The 22,600-nt window shown below is 68.8% G+C and carries 24 protein-coding genes, 1 tRNA gene and 1 pseudogene; 11 read left to right on the forward strand and 15 right to left on the reverse strand.

What is annotated here, in order from left to right:
• Window positions 1–65 precede the first annotated feature (65 nt).
• The 10 genes from E3T40_RS12890 to E3T40_RS17360 all read right to left on the reverse strand — a co-directional run bounded on the left by E3T40_RS12890 (window position 66) and on the right by E3T40_RS17360 (window position 10,410).
• Window positions 66–779 (reverse strand): hypothetical protein, encoded by a 714-nt coding sequence (locus E3T40_RS12890; RefSeq protein ID WP_134543984.1) that lies wholly within the window; start codon window positions 777–779, stop codon window positions 66–68.
• A 51-nt stretch (window positions 780–830) separates the two neighbouring features.
• Window positions 831–1,250 (reverse strand): DUF302 domain-containing protein, encoded by a 420-nt coding sequence (locus E3T40_RS12895; protein WP_104170191.1) that lies wholly within the window; start codon window positions 1,248–1,250, stop codon window positions 831–833.
• A gap of 776 nt (window positions 1,251–2,026) precedes the next feature.
• Window positions 2,027–2,869 (reverse strand): SDR family NAD(P)-dependent oxidoreductase, encoded by an 843-nt coding sequence (locus tag E3T40_RS12900; RefSeq protein ID WP_134543987.1) that lies wholly within the window; start codon window positions 2,867–2,869, stop codon window positions 2,027–2,029.
• 15 nt (window positions 2,870–2,884) lie between these two features.
• Complete coding sequence (locus E3T40_RS12905) at window positions 2,885–3,268, reverse strand: Fe-S oxidoreductase (RefSeq protein ID WP_104194101.1); 384 nt, start codon at window positions 3,266–3,268, stop codon at window positions 2,885–2,887.
• Window positions 3,269–3,393: 125 nt separating this feature from the next.
• A complete protein-coding gene (locus E3T40_RS12910; RefSeq protein ID WP_134543990.1) occupies window positions 3,394–4,866 on the reverse strand; it encodes an NAD(P)/FAD-dependent oxidoreductase in 1,473 nt (490 codons plus the stop codon).
• A 67-nt stretch (window positions 4,867–4,933) separates the two neighbouring features.
• Entirely contained in the window at window positions 4,934–5,740 is an 807-nt protein-coding gene (locus tag E3T40_RS12915; RefSeq protein WP_233191189.1) for a crotonase/enoyl-CoA hydratase family protein, read from the reverse strand.
• Window positions 5,741–5,784: 44 nt separating this feature from the next.
• A complete protein-coding gene (locus tag E3T40_RS12920; protein ID WP_134543993.1) occupies window positions 5,785–6,630 on the reverse strand; it encodes an arginase family protein in 846 nt (281 codons plus the stop codon).
• 73 nt (window positions 6,631–6,703) lie between these two features.
• Window positions 6,704–7,351: an NADPH-dependent F420 reductase gene (locus E3T40_RS12925; RefSeq protein ID WP_134543995.1), complete on the reverse strand. Its 648-nt coding sequence runs from the start codon at window positions 7,349–7,351 to the stop codon at window positions 6,704–6,706.
• A gap of 67 nt (window positions 7,352–7,418) precedes the next feature.
• Window positions 7,419–8,150 carry a PspA/IM30 family protein gene (locus E3T40_RS12930; RefSeq protein ID WP_134543997.1) on the reverse strand — a complete coding sequence of 244 codons (732 nt, stop codon included), beginning with the start codon at window positions 8,148–8,150 and terminating at the stop codon, window positions 7,419–7,421.
• 142 nt (window positions 8,151–8,292) lie between these two features.
• Window positions 8,293–10,410 (reverse strand): TPM domain-containing protein, encoded by a 2,118-nt coding sequence (locus E3T40_RS17360; protein ID WP_134544000.1) that lies wholly within the window; start codon window positions 10,408–10,410, stop codon window positions 8,293–8,295.
• Between the two features lie 99 nt (window positions 10,411–10,509).
• Here E3T40_RS17360 and E3T40_RS16390 point away from each other — a divergent pair, with 99 nt between their 5' ends.
• The 7 genes from E3T40_RS16390 to E3T40_RS12960 all read left to right on the forward strand — a co-directional run bounded on the left by E3T40_RS16390 (window position 10,510) and on the right by E3T40_RS12960 (window position 14,721).
• Window positions 10,510–10,680 (forward strand): hypothetical protein, encoded by a 171-nt coding sequence (locus tag E3T40_RS16390; RefSeq protein WP_158251998.1) that lies wholly within the window; start codon window positions 10,510–10,512, stop codon window positions 10,678–10,680.
• A 59-nt stretch (window positions 10,681–10,739) separates the two neighbouring features.
• A complete protein-coding gene (locus E3T40_RS12940) occupies window positions 10,740–11,588 on the forward strand; it encodes an aldo/keto reductase (RefSeq protein ID WP_134544003.1) in 849 nt (282 codons plus the stop codon).
• Window positions 11,589–11,623: 35 nt separating this feature from the next.
• Window positions 11,624–12,196 (forward strand): GNAT family N-acetyltransferase, encoded by a 573-nt coding sequence (locus tag E3T40_RS12945; RefSeq protein ID WP_104169761.1) that lies wholly within the window; start codon window positions 11,624–11,626, stop codon window positions 12,194–12,196.
• A 76-nt stretch (window positions 12,197–12,272) separates the two neighbouring features.
• Window positions 12,273–13,604 (forward strand): M20/M25/M40 family metallo-hydrolase, encoded by a 1,332-nt coding sequence (locus E3T40_RS12950; RefSeq protein ID WP_134544005.1) that lies wholly within the window; start codon window positions 12,273–12,275, stop codon window positions 13,602–13,604.
• 23 nt (window positions 13,605–13,627) lie between these two features.
• The gene (locus E3T40_RS12955) at window positions 13,628–14,071 is read left to right on the forward strand and encodes a DUF1294 domain-containing protein (RefSeq protein WP_134544008.1); all 444 of its coding nucleotides are present in this window, start codon (window positions 13,628–13,630) and stop codon (window positions 14,069–14,071) included.
• A gap of 138 nt (window positions 14,072–14,209) precedes the next feature.
• On the forward strand, window positions 14,210–14,368 hold the full coding sequence (locus tag E3T40_RS16395) for a hypothetical protein (protein ID WP_166786634.1): 159 nt from the start codon (window positions 14,210–14,212) through the stop codon (window positions 14,366–14,368).
• Window positions 14,365–14,721: a GntR family transcriptional regulator gene (locus E3T40_RS12960; protein ID WP_166786635.1), complete on the forward strand. Its 357-nt coding sequence runs from the start codon at window positions 14,365–14,367 to the stop codon at window positions 14,719–14,721. The genes E3T40_RS16395 and E3T40_RS12960 overlap by 4 nt, the downstream gene beginning before the upstream one ends.
• 60 nt (window positions 14,722–14,781) lie before the next feature.
• Here the strand turns inward: E3T40_RS12960 and E3T40_RS12965 are convergent, their stop codons facing one another.
• Entirely contained in the window at window positions 14,782–15,135 is a 354-nt protein-coding gene (locus tag E3T40_RS12965; protein WP_174843669.1) for an AAA family ATPase, read from the reverse strand.
• Window positions 15,136–15,284: 149 nt separating this feature from the next.
• Between E3T40_RS12965 and E3T40_RS12970 the strand changes: the two are divergent.
• Window positions 15,285–15,440 (forward strand): annotated as a pseudogene (locus E3T40_RS12970) (alpha/beta hydrolase); the annotation flags it as partial.
• 106 nt (window positions 15,441–15,546) lie between these two features.
• Here the strand turns inward: E3T40_RS12970 and E3T40_RS12975 are convergent.
• Window positions 15,547–16,455, reverse strand: a complete 909-nt coding sequence (locus tag E3T40_RS12975) for a hypothetical protein (protein ID WP_134544010.1) — start codon at window positions 16,453–16,455, stop codon at window positions 15,547–15,549.
• Between the two features lie 259 nt (window positions 16,456–16,714).
• On the opposite strand from E3T40_RS12975, the gene E3T40_RS16400 reads away from it, so the two are divergent.
• Entirely contained in the window at window positions 16,715–16,873 is a 159-nt protein-coding gene (locus E3T40_RS16400; protein ID WP_166786636.1) for a hypothetical protein, read from the forward strand.
• A gap of 89 nt (window positions 16,874–16,962) precedes the next feature.
• On the opposite strand, the gene E3T40_RS12980 is transcribed toward E3T40_RS16400, so the two are convergent.
• Window positions 16,963–17,196, reverse strand: a complete 234-nt coding sequence (locus E3T40_RS12980; RefSeq protein ID WP_134544012.1) for a GYD domain-containing protein — start codon at window positions 17,194–17,196, stop codon at window positions 16,963–16,965.
• Window positions 17,197–17,515: 319 nt separating this feature from the next.
• On the opposite strand from E3T40_RS12980, the gene E3T40_RS12985 reads away from it, so the two are divergent.
• Entirely contained in the window at window positions 17,516–18,970 is a 1,455-nt protein-coding gene (locus tag E3T40_RS12985; RefSeq protein ID WP_166786637.1) for a DUF222 domain-containing protein, read from the forward strand.
• Window positions 18,971–19,975: 1,005 nt separating this feature from the next.
• Here the strand turns inward: E3T40_RS12985 and E3T40_RS12990 are convergent.
• Both E3T40_RS12990 and E3T40_RS12995 read right to left on the reverse strand, forming a co-directional pair.
• Window positions 19,976–20,047 (reverse strand) — tRNA-Arg (locus E3T40_RS12990).
• Between the two features lie 168 nt (window positions 20,048–20,215).
• The gene (locus E3T40_RS12995; RefSeq protein WP_134544017.1) at window positions 20,216–20,869 is read right to left on the reverse strand and encodes an iron ABC transporter ATP-binding protein; all 654 of its coding nucleotides are present in this window, start codon (window positions 20,867–20,869) and stop codon (window positions 20,216–20,218) included.
• A gap of 53 nt (window positions 20,870–20,922) precedes the next feature.
• Here E3T40_RS12995 and argS point away from each other — a divergent pair, with 53 nt between their 5' ends.
• Window positions 20,923–22,599 carry an arginine--tRNA ligase gene (gene argS / locus E3T40_RS13000; protein ID WP_104169769.1) on the forward strand — a complete coding sequence of 559 codons (1,677 nt, stop codon included), beginning with the start codon at window positions 20,923–20,925 and terminating at the stop codon, window positions 22,597–22,599.
• Window position 22,600: the final 1 nt, after the last annotated feature.

Consider the following 22,600-nt stretch of genomic DNA (forward strand, 5'->3'; position numbering starts at 1 on the left):
GGTCGGGCGTTCTCGTGTCCCGCTTCCGTGTCCCGCTTTCTATCCGGTGCGCCGGTGGCCCGGCGTCAGCAGTAGAAGGCGCGCGTCGTGTCGGGCGCGACGATCGCCTTCACGACACCGCCCGGCTGGAGCAGGGCCACTCCGCCGAAGGAGGAGCCGTCCTCACCCCAGGGGGCACCGTCAGCCACCTTGTCGTAGACGAAGGGGCCTGAACCGTCGTTGTATTCATCGTGCGCCTGATCCTCCGGGAGCGCATCGAAGAAGGCCTGGGCATTGTCGCCGACCGCGAATCCACCGCTGCTCCGAAGGGCTATCCCCGCTACGGAGGGGCCGCTGAACCTGACCGTGAACCCGATGGACGACACGGAGAGCATTGCGTCGTCCCAGACATAGTGGGTCGAAGGCGCATCGCAGGCTTCGTCCTGAGTCATCTCGGTCTGGATCGGCGACGTTCCGAAGGCGTTCGTGAGCAATGCGATGGCCGTGTCGGGGCCGTCGTCCAAGACCGCGGTCTGCACGGTCTGCCCGTCGGGGGTCTGGCTGACCAGTCGGGAGCCGCTCATCACGATCGTCGACACGGTGGGCGCCGCGGCTTGCGTCGGCGTAGCCGTTGTCGTGGGAGTGGCCACCGCAGTGGCCTCCTCGGTGGCCGTGGGGGTGGACCCCGGTGCGGGGGTTGAGGAGCAGGCACTCAGCAGCAGTCCCGCCAGCACTGTCAGGGCGACGCCGCCCCGGATCCTGGACCGGGTCCGATCACCTGTTCCGGTGCGTTCGTTCATTGATTCCCCCGCTGGTCAACGTTTTCCCGCCTGATCAGGCCTGGCCCAAGGTTACTGCGCGGCGCCGGCGAGCACGGCGGCGAGGGCTGCGCGCAGCCCGGCATCCGCTTCGATGGAGACCTGCTTGATCTCCGGTTTCGCGCTGAGCTGCGCCATGATGGCCGGGTCGAGGGCTTCCACGGTGGTTTCACCGGCCCCCGCGTGGCGGCGCACGACCACGTTGCAGGGGAGCAGGGCGCCGATGCCTGGGTCGGCGGTCACGGCCCGCTGGGCCAGGGCGGGATTGCAGGCACCGAGAATCAGGTAGTCGCCGACGGCGTCGGCGGCCTCCTGGCCGAGCTTGGCGGCGAAGGTGGACTGTATGTTGATTTCGGTCAGTATGCCGAATCCCTGGTCGGCCAGTGCTTCCCGGGCCATCCGGACCGCTTCGTCGAACGAGACATTGACCGTGACGGTGTGTGCGTAGCTCATGCTGTTCCTCCACTTGGGTGACATTCACCCGGTTCATTCACTCGGTGACATTCACTGGGGACCGCGACGCCCCCCAGACCATCATGCGCGCCACCGGCCCGATCCGCCACCGTGAACGGGTGGATTCTCGTTAGGTCAGGCATTTCATACGTGGGACATGCTTACCTCGACGGATGCGCCCGGCGCCACCCGCCCCCGCGCGAGCTGCCGGCCATTCGCGGTCGAGGTTGCTCACGTGCTCCGGCTGTCGTCCCCATTCACCCGGTCCACTTTCACCGGCCCCGAGCTGCACCGGTTCGGCCACAAGGGAGCTCAGGGTGGGCGCCCGAACCTAGAGGTGCCGCGGCACGTCCGGCTCGTCGTGTGGCCAACTCAGGAGATCCGTCCGGGCCCTCCGGACATCCGTGCTGATCCTGCACTGCTCCGCACCGGCTGGTAACTGCGGGTGACGGATATCCTGAGTTGGCCACGCGCGCGCGCTGGGCCGCCCTGACCCGCGGAGGCAGGACGCAGGGCGGCAAGGCCCATCGACCGGAGCCGTGGCGAGCCCGGTGCGCAGCCGGAGTTTCTCCCGTTTGGAGTTCCGCACCGCGACCCGAACCCCGAACGAATTCGACGGAGAATTTTGGCCGAATCGGCCCAAAACAGCGCGAGAACCGTTTCGAAGCAAAATCTCCGTCGAATTCGTTCGACACCGGAAGCCTCGCCCAAAAACCCTCGCTCCGGAAGCCTCGTGCAGAAGTCTCGTCCAGGAGGCTCCGGCCAGGAGGATCCGGCTAGGAGGCCAGAGGCGCCGAGTGCGCGGCGACCAGCGCGGAACTCTGCTCCCAGAGGGCGGCGGCCAGCTGGGAGTCGTAGGCCTGCTTGTTCGCCTTCTGGATGCGGCGTTTCTCGTAGTACTCGCCCGATGCCCAGTCGGTGCCCGGCGTCGCGGTGGCCAGCCAGACCAGGGTGTCGGCTCCCTGTTCAGCGCCGAGCAGCAGGCGTTTGAGCGGAGTCTGGTAAATGAGGCGCATGAGGGTCGTCGACCCGGTGGAGAAGCTCGTTGCCACCACGCCGGGGTGGAAGGCTGCAGTGGCGAGTCCCTCGTCGCTGTAGCGGCGGTGGAGTTCCCTGGTGAAGAGGATGTTCGCAAGCTTGCCGTCGCCGTACGCCTTGTTCGCGGAATACTTCGTCTCGCCCTGCAGATCGTCGAGGTCGATCTTGCCGAAGAGCTGGTTGGCGGCGCTGGACGTGTTGATCACCCGGGCCCGACTGGCGACGAGTCGGTCCATCAACAGCGTGGTGAGCAGAAAGGGAGCCAGGTGGTTGACCTGGAAGGTCTTCTCATAGCCGTCAACGGTGGTTACGCGGTCGCCCATGATGCCGCCGGCGTTGTTGGCGAGCACGTCGATGCGCGGATAGTGTTCCTGCAGCTCGGCGGCAAGGGTGCGCACCTCGTCGAGGCAGGCGAAGTCGGCCACGAGGAAGTCGGCACCCAGTGCCTCGGCGACCGCGGCGGTCTTGTCTGGCGAGCGGCCCACGATCACGACTCGGTCGCCGGACTGGCTGAGGGCGCGGGCGGCGGCGGCGCCGATCCCGTCGCTGGCGCCGGTGATCACGATGGTGCGTGCGGTCATTCTGGGTCCTCCGGCTTATTTGACATAGCCGCCCTTTTTGAGGCCGGCCTCGATCTCGAAGCGGTTCTGCAGCGGATTGCGGCCGGCCGCCAGGTAGAGCAGCGGAAAAACCATCCCGAAGCGCTGCCACTGGCGTTTGTGCACGGCCTCGTGTTCGAGGATGGCCATCGACACGTTCTGGTTGGTCAGGTAGCAGCCCCCGACACAGGCTCCGCCGCGTCCGAATGCCCAGGCGGGCATCCCGCGAAAAACGATGAGGCCGCCTCGGCGCTCGACCTTGCCCGTGCTCCAGATGGAACCCCAGATCACGCCGACCGTGGTGGCGTAGAGGTAGCCGGCCCGGCTGATGGGGGAGTCGAAGAAGATGCGGCGCACTCCTCCAGCGTAGGTGGCCCCCACGATGGAAGCCTGGGTTTCCCTTGATCGATTCACGGCGGAGGTGGCGCGGGGCAGGTGGTGGAAGGTGGCGCGGGTTGGAAAGTGCGCCAGCCTCCACCGGGTGCGCCGCGAGGGCGAAAGCGCGGCTACGGGCGACCGTACTCCTCGAGCAGCCGCAGCCAGACCTCGCTCAGGGTGGGGTAGCTCGGCACCGCGTGCCACAGCCTGCGGATCGGCACCTCGCCGACCACGGCGATGGTCGCCGCGTGCAGCAGCTCCGCGACATCCGGCCCCACGAAGGTGACCCCGATCAGAACCTCACGGTCGAGGTCCACGATCGCGCGCGCCGACCCGGTGTAGCCGTCGGCGTGCACGGATGCCCCGGCCACCTGGCCCAAGTTGTAGTCCAGTACCCGGGTGCGGAACCCGGCCTTCTCGGCAGCAGCCTGGGTCAGTCCCACAGATGCCACTTCGGGGTCGGTGAAGGTGACCTGCGGCACGGCGGCATGGTCGGCTGTGGCGACGTGCGATCCCCACGGGGCGTCGTCGACGGGCCTGCCGGCGGCCCGGGCCGCGATCACGTCACCGGCCGCGCGGGCCTGGTACTTGCCCTGGTGGGTGAGGAGGGCCCGGTGGTTGATGTCGCCGACGGCATACAGCCAGTCCCCGGTCAGGTTCGGCGCGGTGCCCCGCACTAGCAGGGTGTCGTCGACCTCGAGCCAGTCGCCCGGTGTGAGGCCCACGGTCTCGAGCCCGACATCCGTGCTGCGGGGAACCCGGCCGGTGGCCACGAGTACCTCGGTCGCGGTGACCCCGCTGCCGTTGGAGAGGGTGAGGGTCACGTCGCCGTCGGCGGTGCGGGCCGCCCCGGTGGTCGACACCCCGGTCAGCACGGTGACGCCCGCCCCCCGGAGGGCCGCGAGCACGAGTTCACCGGCGAAGGGCTCCTGACCGCCGAGCAAATCGCTCCGAACGATCATCGTGACCTCGGCGCCGAGCCCGGCGTAGGCGGTGGCCATCTCGGCGGCGACCACGCCGCCGCCGATGATCGCCAGACTGTCCGGGATTCCGGGGGCGCTGGTGGCCTCGCGGCTGGTCCACGGCGACACGGCTGCCAAACCGGGAATATCGGGCAGCAGCGCCGCCGACCCGGTGCTGACGACCACGGCGTGCGCCGCGACCAGCACGGTCGTGGTGCCGTCGTCAGCGGTCACGGTCACCTCCCGCACGCCGGTGAGGCGGGCGTGGCCGCGCACCAGGGTGATCCCGGTCTTCTCCAGCCAGCGCACCTGGCCCTCGTCGGACCAATTGCTCGTGAAGGAGTCGCGGCGGCGCAGAACGGCCGCGATGTCCAGGTCGCCGGTCACGGCCTCGGCCGCACCGCCGACGCGCCGGGCTGCGGCGAGGGCCGCTCCGCTGCGCAGGAGCGCCTTCGACGGCATGCAGGCCCAGTAGGAGCACTCGCCGCCGACCAGCTCGGCCTCGACGATCACGGTGCGGAGGCCTGCCTGCGTCGTGCGGTCGGCGGCGTTCTCACCCGCCGAGCCGGCGCCGATCACGATGACGTCGTAGCTCTTGGCGGAAGGGTCAGGTGGGGTGGTGCTGGCGGCGGCAGACATCCGTCTCTCCTTAGGTCAGTGGTGCAGATGAGTGGTGCTGTAGTTCCGATGAGGTGGTGCTGCCAGCCTAACGACCCACGAAAGTAGCCGGCCGACGGCTGACGAATGCCTCCATGCCGATGCGGGAATCTTCGGTCGCGGCCAGGCGGGCCAGGGCCGGCTGTAGCCCCGCCTCGGCGGCCGCGGCACCCTCCCGCGCGGCCGTGCGGGCGTTGGCCAGCGTGGCCTGCACGGCCAGCGGGGCCTGGGCGGCGATCCGCTCGGCCAATTCCAGCGCGCGCTCGAACTGGGTGCCGTCCGGCACGACTTCCTGCACGAGCCCGATGCGGTGGGCCTCGCGGGCGTCGAACATGTCGCCGGTGAGCATCCAGCGCATGGCGTTGCCCCAGCCGGCCGCGCGCGGGAAGCGGATGGTCGCGCCGCCGAACGGCAGGATGCCGCGCGCCACCTCGATCTGGCCGAAGCGGGTGGACTCTGACGCCACGGAGATGTCGCTCGCGAGCATCAGCTCGATGCCGAGGGTGAGGCAGGTGCCCTGCACGGCCATCACCACGGGCTTGGACACGCTTGGCCCGTCGACCTGCCACGGATGGATGCCGCCGGGCGGCACCATGTCGAGGCCGTCGGGGCCAAGCCGGGGGCCGATGTCGGCCAGGTCGAGGCCGGCGGTGAAGTGGTCGCCGACCGCGTAGACGAGGCCGACCCGCAGCTCAGGGTCGCGGTCGAGTTCACCGTAGGCGAGGGCCAACTGCGTCAGCAGCGCCAGATCGGCGGCGTTGCGCTTCTCCGGGCGGTTGAACCCGATGAGCAGCACGTGCCCGCGCCTCTCGGTGATGATCCTCGACGGATCGGAAACGGAGTGCTGCTCGTTCACGGATGCCTCCCTTGGCCTCGTGACGCTGGCGCGTCGGTAACATGCTATGGCTGAGCAGGGCGGGTCAGCGCGCCGATGATGCGCAGGATGCTCGGCAGGTCGTCGGTGGCGGCCCCCGGCGAGGCCGGGGCGAAGCCGGCGATGGTGGCGCCGGCCAGTTCGAATTCGGCGCGCAGGGCGGTGATCAGCCGGTTCAGGGTGTCGACGCTCAGCCCGAACGGGTAGAGGTCGGCCAGGCCGGCCAGCGCCGACGGGTCGAGCACGTCCAGGTCGAGGTGTAGGTAGAAGGTGCCCACGCCCGTGGCGCGCAGGGCCGCGACGAGCGCGTCGGGAGGGTCGAGGTCCTCGACCGGGAGACTCACTATTCCGCGGTCCTGGATCAGAGCGTCCTCGGCCGGGTCGATGGCGCGCGCGCCGCCGATCACGACGCGTTCCAGAGGAACGCGCTCACCCGGGTCGAGGGTCAGGCCGTCGGCACCCTCGCCGGTGATGGCGCGCAGCACCATCCCCGTGAAACCTCCGGACGGTGAGGTGTCGGGGGTGTGCAGGTCGGGGTGGGCGTCGAGCCAGACCACGGCCAGGTCATCAGGATGCTGCCGCGACGCATGCTCGACGGCCGCCAGGGACACCCCGTTGTCGCCGCCGATCGTGACCACCGGGCCAGCGCCGCCGCGCAGTGCAGCCGTGAGGCGTTCGCGCACCATCATCAGGGTGGAGAAGCGGTCGATGCCGGTGTCGAGAGAATCGCCGGCCTCGACCGGCACCGGCACTTCACGGGTGACGGAGGAGGGAAGATCACCTCGGATCGCCTCCGCCCCGTCACTCAGGCGCATCGCGCGCGGAGAAACCGAACCCTGCCACTGTGGCACGACAACGAAGGAGGGAGCCATACTTCAGTATGCTCCCAGAGCTTCCCCGCGCGCGGGATTTTCGTGCTGGATCGGGCCGATCTACGCGCAGCGCCTATTGATCGCGGTAGCGCGCAGCGGCGTCCGTCGCGTCCCGCAACTCGGCCGCGTTCAAGCGCGGGCCGTAGCCGGGGGTGTCCCGCTGGATGCGCCAGCCCTCGCTGAGCGCGCCGACGTTGACGGTGTCGTAGCCGAAGCGGTCCAGCAGTGCGGTCACGGTAGCGGCGGCGGAGGCGTCGTCGCTGGCGATGACCAGGGCGCGCCGGTTGACGGACCCGGCCGGCTGACCGTGCTCGGTGAGATCGGCGGCATAGATGTGGTTGAACGCCTTTACGATCGTGGACTCCAGCAGGCGATCGCGGAGCAGCTCGGCCGTGGTGGTGCTCTCGTCGTCGAGTGCGGCGATGTCGCCGTCGCGCTGCGGGTAGTAGTTGTTCGTATCGATCACGAGCTTGCCGGCCAGCTCCGTCGTGGGCAGGGTGTGGATCTGGTTCAGCGGGATGGTCACGACCACGAGGTCGCCGGCCGCGGCGGCCTCGGCGGGGGTCGCGGCGCGGGAGTGCGGGCCGAGCTCGTCGATCAGGTCAGTGAGGGTTTCGGGGCCGCGCGAATTGCTCACGACCACGTCGTATCCGTTGGCCACGCCGAGTCGTGCGAGCTGACTGCCGATGTTGCCGGCGCCGATGATTCCAAGAGTTGTCATGCTAGGTACAACGCCGGGCGCCGACGGGATGTTCCCGTCGGCGCTCGGTTGCGCTGGAGGCTGAAGGCTACTGCGTGATGGAGCCGGCGCCGCCGGATTTGAGCGCGGCGAGGCGGGCGTCGACCTCGGTGAGCTCGCCGAGGTCCTCGAGGCTCTCGAACTGGGCGTCCAGGCTCGACGCGGCCAGCTCGCTGGCGCCCCGAACGCGGGCCTCCTCGCGGCGGATCTTGTCCTCGAAGCGGCTGACCTCGCTGGTGGGGTCCATCAGGTCGATGCTCTTGACGGCATCCATCACCTTGGTCTGCGCCTCGGCGGTCTTCGACCGGGCGATCAGTTCGCTGCGCTTGGCGGAGAGCTGGTTGAGCTTCTCCTTCATGTTGTTGAGGCCGTCCTTGAGCTGGGCCACGACGGCCGTCTGCGAGGCAATCTGAGGCTCGGCCAGCTTCGCCTCTTTCTCCGACTGCATCTGACGGCCGAGGGCGACCTTGGCGAGGTTGTCGAAACGGTCGGCGTCGGCCGCGTTTCCGGCGGTGCGCAGCTGGTCGGCCTTGCGGCTCGCGGCCAGGGCCTTGCCACCCCACTCGGTCGCGGCCTCGACGTCTTCCCGGTAGTCGTCCTCGAGCAGGCGCAGATTGCCGATCGTCTCGGCGATCGCGCTCTCCGCGTCGGCGATGCTGTTGGTGTAGTCGCGAACCATCTGGTCGAGCATCTTCTGCGGGTCCTCGGCGGAGTCCAGAAGCGCGTTGATGTTCGCTTTCGCCAACTGGGAGATACGGCCAAATATGGACTGTTTCGTCATTGTGCGGTGTCCTTTCGAGTTCCGGAGCATCGGCTGACCTCCAGTGTGTCGGTTTGTGCTGGTCAAGACGTGTGGGCCGCCGTGCGGGCTGCGACGGCTGCGACGGCTGAAACGGCTGAAACGGCTGCGACGGCGCCGGTTTCTAGAACCGCCCGCCCCCGCCCCGGCGTGAGCGGGAACCGGCACCGCCGAAGCCGCCGGGCATGCCGAAGCCGCCGGGCATGCCGAAGCCGCCGGGCATGCCGAAGCCGCCGCCGCGGCCGCCGCCGCCGCCACCGAGCATGCCACCCCTGCCACCCCCGCCACCCCCGCCGCCGGAGAGGATTGTGTTGATCAGGATGCCGCCGAGCACGGCCCCCATGACCCCGTTCCCGCCGCTGCCGCCGGCTCGGTAGCCGGGACCGCGGCCGCCCGGAACCTGGCCGGCGAACCCGTCGACGTCGTTCCGGGCGCCGACGATGGCGGCCGCGGCCAGGGAGTTGGCCCGTTGCGAGGCGGCGAGAGCGGCACCCGGGTCGGTGGCGGCCAGCGATTCGGCCTCCACGAGAACCCTGCCAGCCTCGGCGACCCGGGTGCGCGCCTCCGCGCCCACCGCCCCGCGCCGGGCGCTGATGAAGTCTTCCGCGGCCGACACCTGCCCGCGCGCGGCGAGCAGGTTCTGGTTGAGGGCGGCCCTGGCACGCTGGACCTGCGCCTCGGCGTCCCGCACGCCCTGCAGCGCGGCATCCATCGCGGTGTTGGCGGCGTCGAGCATCGCCATCACCTCGAGCGGGTTGATCCGGCCGGCCGCGGAGCGAGCGCGCACCTCGGCGAGGGTCTGTTCGGTCTGGCTGATCACTCCCGGCAGCGCGGCGGCGGCCTCGGTCGACGTGGGCAGGCCGCGCGCGGTCACCAGATCGGTCTGCAGCTCGGCGACCGTGGCCGCCATCTGCCGGATCGCGCCGGCGAGGTCGGTGCCCAGGCGGTCCACGGCGTCCAGGAGCAACCGCGCCTGGTCGACCGATACCTCGGCCGCACGGATGTCCACGGCCGCGGCCGCCGTATCGCCGGCACCCAGCCGGGTGGTGGCCCGGGCCAGAGCGGTCTCCGTGAAGGCGAGACGCTCGCGGGCCTCGGCCGGGTTGTCGGCAACCGTGCCGAGCGCCACGTCGGTGTACCGGGCGGCCAGGGCCGCCAGGCTCTCCTCGCTGCCGGCGAGCCGGGCCCGCACGGCCTCGGCGCCCTGGGACACGGCAGCGGCGACCTCCGGCGCGTTCTTCTCCAGCTGGCGCAGTTCGTCGAAGTCGTCGGCCTGCGCATCGAGGGTGAGGTTGGCCTGGCTGCAGAGGTCGATGATCGCGGCGTACCAGGCGCGCGCCTGCTCTTCGGAGTCCGGCTCGGCGTCGTCGAGCTTCTGCTGCAGGGTGAACGCCTGGCTGAGCTGCTTCTGCGCCGTTTCGAGCGCGGCCCGGAAGGCGGTGGTGACCTCCGTGCCGTACTGGGCGATCGCGAAGCCGAGCTCCTGCTCACTGGAACGGATCGCGTCGTCGGTCTGCACGAGGGTGCTCGAGGCTCGCCGCTTGAGCTCGGGCGTCGGCAGGGCCTGCAGCCCGGTCGGCGCTCCGGCTCCGGCTGGCAGGGTACGCCCCCGCCCGCGTCGGGCGAGCAGGATGACCGCTCCGGCGACCAGAAGCACCAGCACGGCGATGACCACGAACACGACGATGAGGAACCCGCCGGCACCGCCGCCGGGGCTTTCGTCCCCGGGGGTGATCTCGCCGGCCGAGACCGGCTCGCCCCGCAGAGCCGCGGAGAAACCCTCGGCTGCGGCGATCGCGGCGCCGGCCCAGTCGTTTTGGCGCAGAGCCGGCTCGATGGCGACGGTCTCGATCTCCTGGAGCTGGGCATCCGTCAGGGCGGAGTCGGGGGCCACGGAAAGTTGGTACTGGCGGTCATCCGTCGCTATGGCCAGCAGCACGTCGTTGGTGCCGAAGCCGTTGTTGTCAGCCGTCTGGTCGGCCCACTGCTCGCGGTCCTCGACCCCGGTGAAACTGTCGACATAGGCCACGAAGAGGTCGGCCCCGGTCTCGGAATAGAGCTCGTCGAACGCGGCCGTGACCTCGTCGGCGCGGGCGGTGACGGCGTCGACCGTGTCGACGATGTGGCTGGCGCCGAAGTCGACCGGGTTTTGCGCCCAAGCCGCCGTGGGCGCCGACGCGCTGGACATCGCAAAGCTCAGAACCGCCGCAACCGCGACCGGAATCAACCACCGTGACCGCATGGACCCCATCCTCACACCACCATCGACACTCGGGCGTTCCCAGATTGAGCATAGGACGGCGACACAGGCCCGTCCACCGCCCAGGCAGGAGTACCACTGTTGCCCACTGTCACGGCGGCCGGCTGGCTGGGCATCTGCCGCGGGCTGCAGATCATCGACGACACCCCCGTTGGTCAGGTCGAGGTCGTCGAGCACCTCGCCGGCGCCCGCCGGGTCTCGAGCCTGTCGATCGGCCCTGAACGGGAATTCGCTTCACCGTGCGCCGTTTAGTTCAGGGTGGGGCGCGCAGTCTTCTCCGTGCGCCTCGTCGACAGAAGGAGCTCTACGACATGACCGCAGCACCGACGACATCCATTCCCCGCATCACCCTCAACAACGGAGAGACGATCCCGCAGCTCGGGTTCGGCGTGTACCAAATTGAGCCGGCCGACACCAGGCGGTCGACGCTCGCCGCCCTCGAGGTGGGCTACCGCCACATCGACACCGCCGAGATGTACGGCAACGAGCAGGGCGTCGGCGAGGCCGTGCGCGAATCCGGCCTGGATCGGACTGACGTCTTCGTCACGAGCAAGCTCAACAACGGCTTCCACTCCCGAACTGATGCCCTGGCCGCCTTCGAGCAGACGCTCGAGACCCTCGGCTTCGACTACCTCGACCTCTTCCTGATTCACTGGCCGCTGCCGGCCGTCGGCGACTTCGTCGAGACCTGGAAGGCGTTGGAGGAGATGCACGCCTCCGGGCGGGTGAAGACCATCGGCGTCTCCAACTTCCAGCCGCAGCACCTGCGGCGCCTCCTCGACGAGACCGGCACAGTGCCGGCCGTCAACCAGATCGAGGTGCACCCGTACCTGACCCAAAACAACGTGCGCGCGTTCAACACGCAGCACGGCATCGTGACCGAAGCGTGGTCGCCCATCGCACAGGGCAGGGTGCTCGGCGACCCCGTGATCACGGCCATCGCCGGCCGCCTGGGCCGCTCTGCCGCTCAGGTCACCCTGCGCTGGCACCTGCAGCGTGGCGACATCGTGTTCCCGAAGTCCGTCACCCGCAGCCGGGTCGAGGAGAACTTCGCGCTCTTCGACTTCGAATTGACTGCCGACGACCTGGCTGCGATCACAGCGTTGAACCGCGACGAGCGCACCGGCCCCGACCCGGACGAGTTCAACTGGATTCCCTGACCACCCGCAGGGGTCCGGGTCACTAGTCTGGACGGATGCCGCTCGAGACCCGCACCGCCCGCCTCCTGCTGCGCCGTTGGCGTGAGTCAGACCTGGCGCCGTTCGCCGCGATGGGGGAGGACCCGGAGGTGATGCGGTACTTCCCGTCTCGGCTGACCCGGACCCAGAGCGACGCGCTCGCCGGCCGGGCCGACCGGCTCTTCGAGACGCACGGCTACGGGCTCTGGGCGCTCGAGAAACAGTCGACGGGTGACTTCATCGGCTTCACCGGGCTCGCTCCCGTGCCCGCGTTCATCCCCGGACCCGGCGGGCTCGAGGTCGGCTGGCGGCTGGCCCGCTCCTTCTGGGGCCAGGGCTACGCCACCGAAGCCGCCCGGGCGGCCCTCGATGTCGCTTTTGGGCGGCTCGAGCTCGAACAGGTGCAGGCGATCACGGCGGTCATCAACGAACCGTCGCGGGCCGTGATGGAACGACTCGGGATGACCGCGACCGCCGAGTTCCAGCATCCGAAGATTCCCGTCGGCTCACCGCTCCGGGTGCACATCCGCTACGCGGTTTCCCGGGCGGCCGCCGCCCAGGCGTGCGCCGCGGCCGATCTCACCCGGTAGAGTTCAGGCACTTTACAAAAGGACTGGCCGCCACCATGGAATCGACTGTCGCGCACCATATCCGTCCAGCATGCGCATGAGCGACCATGAAGCCCTGACCCGCCAGACGGTGGACCTGCTGCGCGACCTCATCCGCAACGCCTGCGTCAACGACGGCACTCCCGATTCGGGCGGCGAGATTCGCAGCGTGCGTACGCTCGAGGGGTTCTTCTCCGGGTCGGGACTCGACCTCGAGGTGGTCGAACCGCATCCGGGCCGCGCCTCCCTGATCGCTCGCATCCGGGGCACCGATCCCACGGCGCCCACGCTCGCCCTGGTCGGCCACCTCGACGTGGTGCCGATCGACGACGGCGGCTGGAGCCGCGACCCCTTCGGCGCCGAGATCATCGACGGCGAGATCTGGGGACGCGGCGCCCTCGACATGCTCTACCTGACCGCCAGTTACGCGGTCGTCACCCGGGCCATTGCGACCGGACCGTTCCGGCCGCGCGGCGACCTCATCTTCGCCGCGGTTGCCGACGAGGAAGACGGCAGCCACTTCGGCGTGGAATGGCTCACCGAGCACCGGCTCGATCTGATCGACGCGGACGCCGTGCTCACCGAGTCCGGCGGGGCCATGGTCGGGCCGCGGCCGCTGATCTCGACGGCCGTCGGCGAAAAAGGTATCGCCGGTCGGCGCCTTTCCGTGCGCGGCACCCCCGGCCATGGGTCGGCCCCGTGGGGCGCGCGCAACGCCGCGGTGATCGCTGCGGATGCCGTGGGGCGCCTGGCCCGCTACCGCGCTCCGGTGCAGATCACCGCCGACTGGCGCCGATATGTGCAGGCCCTCGAACTGGAACCCGACCTTGCCGCCCGCCTGCTCGACCCGCACCGCATCGACGGCGCCCTGAACGACCTCGGCAGCCTGGCCGGGTTCGCGCACGCATCCACCCACACCACCATCTCGCCCAACATCGTGCGGGCCGGGGTGAAGGACAACGTCATCCCCGCGCTCGCCACGATCACCCTCGATATCCGGGTGCTGCCCGACCTGTCAGCCGCCGACGTCGACGCCTACCTGCGGGAGGCGCTCGGCGACCTGGCCGACGAGGTCACGATCGAGGGCGACGAATTCGCCGCGGCCACCCGGTCCGCGGTCGACACGCCGCTGTTCCACTCGCTCGGCAAGGCCGTGCGCCGGGCCTACCCCGACGCCGACCTGCTCCCGGTGCTCAGCGTCGGCGGCTCCGATGCGCGGTTCTACCGCCGCCGCGGCGTCCCTGCCTACGGTTTCGCGCTGCTCGGCCGGCACTGGGACTACGGCACCTTCCGGCAGCTGTTCCACGGCAACGACGAGCGCATCGACATCGGCTCGATCGCGTTGACGGTCGCGGCCCTCGACACCGTCGTTCGCGACTTCCTCGACTGAGCTGCTGCCGCGAGGAGACACAGATGAGACAGACCAGGCCCAGGCGGCAGTCCCCACGCACGAGGCAGACCGACACGCGGCGACGGATGCCCGCCCGCACCGGTTCGGGAGCCGTCGCCTACCTCGCCATCGTCGCCTTCACGTCGATCTACCTCGTCGTCGACGCCTACCGACCGGTCTCGATCTGGGTGGCCGCGTTCTACCTGGCCGTCAGCCTCGCCTGCTTCGTCGCCTACGCCGTGGACAAGTCCGCAGCGGTCGCCGCGCGCTGGCGGGTGCCGGAGAACACCCTGCTGCTGCTCGGATTCGCCGGCGGCTGGCCGGGCGCGATCGTGGCGCAGCAGGTGCTGCGGCACAAAACCAAGAAGGCCGGTTTTCGGCAGGCGTTCTGGGGCACGGTGGCCCTGAATGTGCTGGCTTTCGTCGTGATCTTCTCGCCGCTGCTGCCGGACATGCTGGCCCGCTGAACCGAGCCGAGCCGGGGCGAACTCGACCGGACGGGGTGAATTCGGCGGTCAACCGTGTATCCGACGTCGGGATCCCTGTTGTGTGCTTATGATTGTATTGATAGGCTGACACAAAACGAAGAACATAACGGGGTTTCGATGCTCGGTGACGTGTGGTCCGACATGATCTTCGATTCGCTTCGCTCGGCCGCGATCCTGGATCTCGCCGCCGCCGCATCCGTTCTCACCTCGTCACGGCGGCACTTTCGGCGAACCCTCCACGCGGATGCCGGTTCGCGCCCGGTCGGCCCGCAGTGATTCTCCGCATCGACCCGCGTTCGGCGACGCCGCCGTTCGACCAGCTGCGCGTGCAGGTCATTGCGCACATCCGGAGCGGGGACATGGTCGCGGGAACACGCCTGCCCACGGTGCGCAGGCTCGCCGCTGACCTGGTGCTCGCGCCGAACACCGTGGCGCGTGCCTACAAGGAACTCGAGGCTGGGGGGTTCATCGAGACCCGCGGCAGGGCCGGTTCCTTCGTCAAGGCCGCACCGGACTCGGTCGAACAGCAGGCGCTCGGCGCGGCAAAGACCTATGTCGAACGGCTGCGGGAGCTGGGGGTCAGCCCGGCCGACACGGTGGCGTACGTCACCACGTTCCTGCAGAACTGAGGCCCGACCGATGGTGAGAGCGGGTGCCGGTCGCGGCCGGTGGCCATCGGTTGCCCCGGGTCAGAACAGGTGCCGCAGGTAGCGCTCCGGGGCCTCCAGGAAGGAGCGCCAGTCGCGCACCAGGTCAAGGTCTTCCCAGGCGCACGGGCGGTAACCCCAGGGCCCGACCTCGTAGATGGCGGCGCCCGGGAGCGACGCCAGGATCGGGGAGTGCGTCGAGAGGATGACCTGGGATCCGCCCGCGTCCAGGATGTCCTGCAGGTGGCGGATCAGGGCGAGAGAACCGGTGAAGGAGAGGGCCGACTCCGGCTCGTCGAGGATCCACAAGCCCGGGTAGCGGGACCGTGCCGCGACGAGGTGGAGGAAGGATTCGCCGTGCGAGCGCTCGTGGAACACGGGCTCGCTGACAGGCATCCGTCGTCACGTAATCGCGGAGATTTTCGGGAAACGCCGGTTCGGGGGCCAGCCTGAGCGGCGTGTCGCGAAAATCTCCGAGGTTAGTGCTGCGGGCGCACCGGATGTCCCCCGGCAGCCCATGCCTCCGCACCGCTCCTGCGAGATCGTCCGCGCTGCTCACCGAGTGGATTGCCGCCGGGTATCCGTTTGTGGCGGAGCTGGCCCGCCTGCACGACGTCGAGTACGTGGACCTGCCCACCGGGCACTGGCTCCAGTTCACCGGGCCGGCCGAGCTCGGCACCGCGATTCTGGCGGGCGTATAGCGCACCGCCTGATCGCGCGGAGCGGGCGGCCAAGACGGAAAGTCCAGCTCATCAAACCGAAGGTCCATGCATCCGAGAAATCGCGCTCCCGACCGGGCCGGTGCCGTCAGCCGCCAATCCAGGCGTCCACGCTGATGTCGAACCCGGCAGCGCTGCAGGCCGCGCTGACACGGGCCAGAGCCTGCCCCCACTCTGTCGACAGCGGATCGATTTGCTCGCTGGCCGACGACGGCAGCAGGCCCTTCAGGGCCTCCACCTGGTCCGCCACCGCGGAGCCGGGCACGGTGTCCACGCGGGCGCTCAGCCGCGCAACGAGCCGTGCGGCTCCCTCGAACTCCTGCTGGGTTGAGGGCACTGCTAGCAGCGAACCGTACGCATTGTGCATCAGCGTCACAACGTCACTCACTTGGCCGCAGGTGTCCTCCGCGTTCACGGGATCCGCAGAAGGCGATGCGGTGACGAGCGAGGCATTCGTTAGAGTGCCGACGACGAAACCGACACCCAGTGCGACAAGGATGCCGAGAACCAGGAGAGCGTTGCGGTCGCGTCCGCTGGCGGGCAGCGCAGTCTCGTCGAGTACCTCCTCGAAAAACGGTTGAAGCGAACCCTCGGACGTCCCCTCGTGCATCGTCCGGGGACCAGTCTTCCTCGGTGCCGTCGACTCACCGGGGGAGCGGGGCGGCTGGGTGTTGACCGCGAATTCGGCCGCACGGATCGCGGCGGCGATCGCGGCACGGTCGGCGGCCACCGTGGCCTGCAGCTCCCGCAGTGCGGCGGTGGCCTTCGGATCGCCGACGGAGTCGCCGTTCGCCGAGAAGACGCGCTTCTGGAGGTCGCGCAGCTGGTTTGCCGGGGACGGTGAGCCATCCGGTGCCGCCTCGGCGGGGTGAGTCGCCCACCACAGGGCGTTGAGCACGTTCTTCTCTCCCGAGTAAGCGACCCGAACCGCCGCGAGGTAGGCCGGATCGCGCTGGGCCAGCGAGTACGCGTCTTTGAAGCCGTGGTCACGCACCACTGAGAGCCCCCGATCGTCGATTCGGTCAGCATGGCACAGAGCCCGGTCGTTCCCGCACTGTTTCCCTTTCCGCTTCGCGTGCCGATTCCCTTTCCGCGTCGCGTACCGATTCCCTTTCCGCGTCGCCGCCAGTCGGCGTCGCGCCGGAGCTGCGCCGCTGCGCCGCTGCGCGCCTTGCGTGCCACGCGCGCAACGGCGCACGATGCGCGCGAGACGGTTGCCGCGGCACCGGCCCGCACGGACGCCGCAGACTGGAGTAATGGAAGAGTTCGCCCTCGACGGTGACGGCCCGGTGTGTCCGGCGTGCGGGGCCGAAATGACCCCCGACGGTGTGGACACCGCTCAGGGGCTCGAGTCCTGTCACCGATGTCCGCGCTGCAGACTGGTCGTCATCGTTCCGGGCAACTGGGCGGAGTAGGTGTCAGCCGATGGCCATCCGGCTCGGGGCGTCACCGCATCCGAGTGCCCATGGATGCTGCGCTAGAGCGGGAGAACGCCGCTGCAGACCTACTGGCCGGGAGCCCGATACGCCGGCGTTTTCTTGGCGGCGTCGGACGGCTCCGGAACCTCGATGACCCCCAGAACGTCGGTCTCCCCGAAGGCGTAGTAGAAACTCTCGACCGACCCACCCACCGATTTGAGGGCTGCGACCAGCGTCTCCCGACGGCCGGTACCGCCTTCGCGCATGAGGCCCCTGATACCTTCGCCCACGTAGTTCACTTCAAACAGATACGTGCTCATGGTCAGTCCCGTCCTGTGATGTGCAGGACGCGGACATCCGGAGCAATGCCCGAGACCTGTGTGCGGCAACCCGCCGAGGCACGGCAACGACGCTCGGTTCCCGAAGTGGGGCTGCGACACATGGTAGGCCCGGCTTTTCCCGGGGACAACGGGGCGGCCGCCCAGCCTCAGAGGGCTCCCGACCCGGTGGTAGAGCTGGGCGAGACCCGAAGCGATGCCTCCAAGATCGATGAACAGGACTTCGAATCTCAACCTCCAAAAATCCTCAACTATCTGACAAATTCTCGACTATGTGTACGCAATGAGGTATCCTCGTAACATGACCAACCTCGCGGAAGACCTCAGGCAGGCGGCCGATGCCGTGGCCCTGCTGGGCTCATCATGCGCCGATCTCGCGGCCCTTCCTGATGCCGAGGTGTTGGCCGGTCAGAAGCGAATCGCTTCGATCCGCCGTCTCGTCGATACCTATGCCGCCTGGATGGCGGCGACCATCGCCGAGCGTTCCCGACCGGAGCTCGGGCACTCGGGCCTGGCGGCGCAGCAGGGGTACCTCTCGCCGGTGGCCCTGATCCAGAACTCGACCGGCTCGTCCAAGGGCGACGCCTACAAGCTGGTCGCAGTCGGCACCATGATGGCCGATGCCGAGGCGGCCGACAGGCTCGTCGAGGCGGCGCTCTCCTCGCCCGACAGGGATGCCGCCGAGGTCGCCGAATTCGAGGCGAAGGTGCCGTGGCAGGCACCGATCGCCCGGGCCGTCACCGCCGGAACCCTTTCCGTCGACGCGGCCGAGTCGATCCGCGCGGGGCTGGGCCAGATCGACGCCTCGGTCACCGCCGAGAAGCTCGCGGTGGCGCTGGAGGCGCTCCTGGCGGAGGCGTCGTCACTGAATGCCGATCAGGTGTTCAAATGGGCGAGACGGATGCGCGACCAGCTTGACGAGGCCGGCATCGCCGCCCGGGAGAAGCAGGCCTCCGACGACCGCTACCTGCGGGTCTACCGGCTGGGCAACGGCAACGTACGACTCAGCGGGCTGTTTGCCCCCGAAGACGGCGAGTTCATGCTCTCCACGTTCGACTCGATCACGGGCCCGCGCCGCGGCGGGGTGCGATTCGTGGATGCAGAGCGGGCGGCCTGGGCAAAGAAGATGCAAGACGACCCCCGCACGACCGAACAGATCGCCGCTGACTCCCTCGTGCAGCTGCTCAAAATCGCCGGCGAGGCCGACCCGGGCCGGGTCTTCGGCGGGCGCCGACCCTCGGTGCGCGTGATCGTGACCGAGAAGGCGCTCAAGCCGGAAGCAGACGCGCAGGAAGCAGAGGCGCGGCAGCCGGCCGCACCGGCCGGCCACGGGCAGATCGAGGGCAACCCGGTCCCGATCTCGCAGGAGACCATCGACCGGCTGCTCTGCGACACCGGGACCCGCGGCATCAAATTCGACGACAACGGCCAGATCATCAACGTCGGCCGCGAAGAACGACTCTTCACCGAGAAACAGCGCGCCGCAATGGCAGTCCGTGACGGCGGATGTCTCTGGGTCGACTGTGAGAAACCGCCAGCGTGGGCAGAAGCGCACCACATCAACGAATGGCTCAAAAACAACGGGTATACGGACCTCGCCGACGGGGTACTCCTCTGTCATCCCCACCATCTGCTGCTGCACAACCAGCACTGGACGATCAGCCGCACCGGAACGCAGTACTGGCTTGGGCCACCGGTCGAGGTAGATCCGGAGCAGACGCTGGTGGCACTGCCGAGCAAGCGGGCAGCGCTGTAGCTCTTGGTCTCGACGGGCTCGACCCGCGTCGCGGGAATCTCCGGACGGGCCGTCACCGGGTTTCGAGGGAGGGGCGGGGCAGTTGCTTCCAAACCGGCACAGGCGATCGACCGCGACGCGGGATGAGCGTGGGTTCCGCGACTTCTGAGGGAGCGGTCCGTGGTTCCCGAGCGAGCGTTCCGGGACTCCCGTGTCTTCTCGTCACAGGCTGAGCAGCAACTCTCTCCCGAACGAATTCGACGGAGATTCTGCCCGAAACTGCCCCAGGAAACCCAAAAATGTGGTTTCAGACCAGAATCTCCGTCGAACCGGTCCACCACCGGGCCCGGAGCTTCAGAGGCGGTAGCGGTATTCTCCGCGTTGCACGCGATTCCGGAGGGGCCGGGGCACAGCAACCTCGCTGCCTCCGGATTCGAACGGGGGGAAGGTCTTGGTGGCAGCCCTTCCCCGGCCATCGTCTGTAAGTACCGCGGTCTCGAGTCGTTGCGGTGGGGCTCCGACGACGTGCTCCCAGACCCGACCGCCGCGGGCGCCGACGTCCACGTGATCCCGTCGCGCTCCTCAGCTGATCTGCGTACCCATCGGATGGCGGCGGTCCCGCCCCGGTGTGGCTCAATGGTCATCGCTGACCTGTCGGTAGCGCGGGTGACCGGTGCGACCACGGCATAGCGACGCCGAGCCTCGTCGGCGAGGGCTTCATGCCGCACACCTACCGGGTCACGCATCCGCGCCCTGTTGAGTTCCCCGGTCCGCGCATCGAGTTCGCCTTGCGCGATGGTTTCCGCACTGAGCCGGTAGGCACTGAGCCGGTAGGCACTGAGCCGGTAGGCACTGAGCCGGTAGGCCGGCAGCGGGGTGCCGGGATCCGGGCGTAGCCGAGCGGCAGGGCATCAGAGTCGGCGGCGAGGAACTGTGGGCCAGTGTGGGCAAACGGCGTAACAAAGCCTTCAGATCTTGTCACCGATTAGCCCGCGACCCGAGTGTTCGCACGAACTCTGACTGTTGTGCCCCCAGGCAGATTCGAACTGCCGCCCCTGCCTCCGGAGGGCAGTGCTCTATCCCCTGAGCTATGGGGGCCAGGGAAAGCACTAGGTTATCAGCATCCGGGCAGGCGATGTTCCGCATCGAGTTCGACGGATGCGGTCGAGCCCGCCCGGCACACCACCCGAACTCGACCGGAAAGGCCGAATTCGGCAGGTTCGGGCAGGTTCAGGTGGGTTCCGCCGCGCGGTCCGCCCGGGCGTGTTACTGCAGGTTCGCGATCGCCGCGGAAACGAGTGACTCGGCGTCGCCCGGCTCGACGAACTCGCTCGAGCCCACCGTGATCCAGTAGGTGGAGGTGAAGACCTGGGCCACACCAGTGCCGCCGGCAGCCGAAAAATAGCCCTCGACGGCGGGCAGCGTGCCATACGTGGGAACGATCTGGCTGGAGCTGATGGCATCGTTCTTCAGCTGCGACAGCAGCACGTCGTTGGGCTGGGTCACCGAGACCTCGATCGTTCCGTCGCTGGATTGATTGAGCAGTCCGCAATTCAGCCCCTGGTACTCTGCCGCCGTCTGACCCGCGGCGATGGTCGGCTCGAAACCGGGGGCGGTGCCGTAGCTCGGGTTGAAGGCGTAGACGTCGTCTAGGGTGAGCACCTGGTCGCAGGTAAATGTGACCGGGGTGCCTGCTGCCGTGGGGGTGGGCGTCGGCGTCGCGGTGGGCCCCGGTGTCTGCGTCGCGTCCGACGTCGACCCGGGAGTAGATGATGGCGACGCTGCCGACGGGCTGCTTTCCGGGGTGGAACCCGAACCGCAGGCAGCCAGCGCCACGACGGCGACCGTGCCGGTGGCAAGGAGAAGGGTGGTGCGCAGGAGCCGTCCGCGCGGGAGTCTGGGCGAGAGGGAGTGAGTCACGCTTGACCTTACCAAGAGGGTTGTCTGTGACCGGGCCGGTAAGCTTGCTTGTCGTGACTCCCGCTGAGCTTTCCCAATCCCTGCTCGACCTCATCCTCCAGTTGAGCGAGCGTCGACGCGAGGCCGGAATCGACGTGACCGACGTCAACCTGACCGGGGCGGATGTCACCCTCGAGCGTCCGAGAAACCGCGACCACGGTGATTGGGCCTCCAGCATCGCGATGAAGATCGCCAAGCCACTCGGCTCCAACCCGCGCGAGGTGGCCGCCGAACTGGCTGCCGGCCTGGAACAGCTTCCCGACGTGGCCTCGGTGGACGTCGCCGGACCCGGCTTCATCAACATCCGTCTCGAGGCCGCCGCCGCCGGCGCACTCGCCAAGACCATCGTCGATGCGGGCCCCGCTTACGGCACCGGGCACCTCTACGACGGCCTCAAGATCAACCTCGAATTCGTGTCCGCCAATCCCACCGGCCCCATCCACATGGGCGGCGTGCGCTGGGCGGCCGTGGGTGACAGCCTGGCCCGGGTGCTGCAGGCGGAGGGCGCCGACGTCACCCGCGAGTACTACTTCAACGACCACGGCTCGCAGATCGACCGCTTCGCCCGCAGCGTGCTCGCCGGCTATCTGGGCGAGCCCACCCCCGAAGACGGTTACGGCGGCGCCTACATCGGAGACATCGCCGACCAGGTCGTGGCCAGCCACGAAGGCGACATCGCGGTGCTGGCCCGCGATGAGCAGCAGGAAGTCTTCCGCAGCGTCGGCGTCGATTTGATGTTCACCGAGATCAAGGAGAAGCTGCACGGCTTCGGCGTGGACTTCGACGTGTACTTCCACGAAGACTCCCTGCACGAGTCCGGCGCCGTCAACCGGGCCATCGAACGGCTGCGCGAACAGGGCCACATCTTCGAAGAAGACGGGGCCATTTGGCTGCGCACGACCACGTTCGGCGATGACCGCGACCGCGTCATCATCCGTTCCAACGGCGAACCGGCCTACATCTCCGGCGACCTCGGCTACTACCTCGACAAGCGTGAGCGCGGTTTCGACCAGAACTTGATCATGCTCGGCGCCGACCACCATGGCTATGTCGGCCGCATGATGGCCATGGTCGAGGCGTTCGGCGACGTGCCCGGCGTGAACCTGCAGATCCTGATCGGACAGATGGTCAACCTGCTGCGCAACGGCGAACCGGTGCGCATGAGCAAACGGAACGGAACGATCGTCACCCTCGACGACCTCGTCGACGCCGTCGGCGTGGACGCCGGCCGCTACTCCCTGGTGCGGTCCAGCAGCGACACCCAGCTCGACATCGACCTCGACCTGCTCGGCAAGCGCACCAACGAGAACCCGGTCTTCTACGTGCAGTATGCGCATGCCCGTACCTGCTCAGTCGCCCGCAACGCGGCCACCGCGGGGGTGGAACGCACCGCATTCGCCCCAGAGCTGCTCACCCACGACAGCGAATCGGCCCTGCTCGGCGTGTTGCAGGAATACCCGCGCGTCGTCGCGCAGGCCGCCGAACTGCGCGAGCCCCACCGTATCGCCCGCTACATCGAAGAGGTTGCCGGCTACTACCACCGCTGGTACGACAGCTGCCGGGTGATCCCGCTCGGCGACGAACCGATCACCGACCTGCACCGCACCCGGCTCTGGCTCAACGACGCCACCGGCCAGGTCATCCGCAACGGCCTCGGCCTGCTCGGCGTCTCCGCACCGGAACGCATGTAGG

It is taken from the genome of Cryobacterium sp. TMT1-19, assembly GCF_004403055.1.
Classification (GTDB): domain Bacteria; phylum Actinomycetota; class Actinomycetes; order Actinomycetales; family Microbacteriaceae; genus Cryobacterium; species Cryobacterium sandaracinum.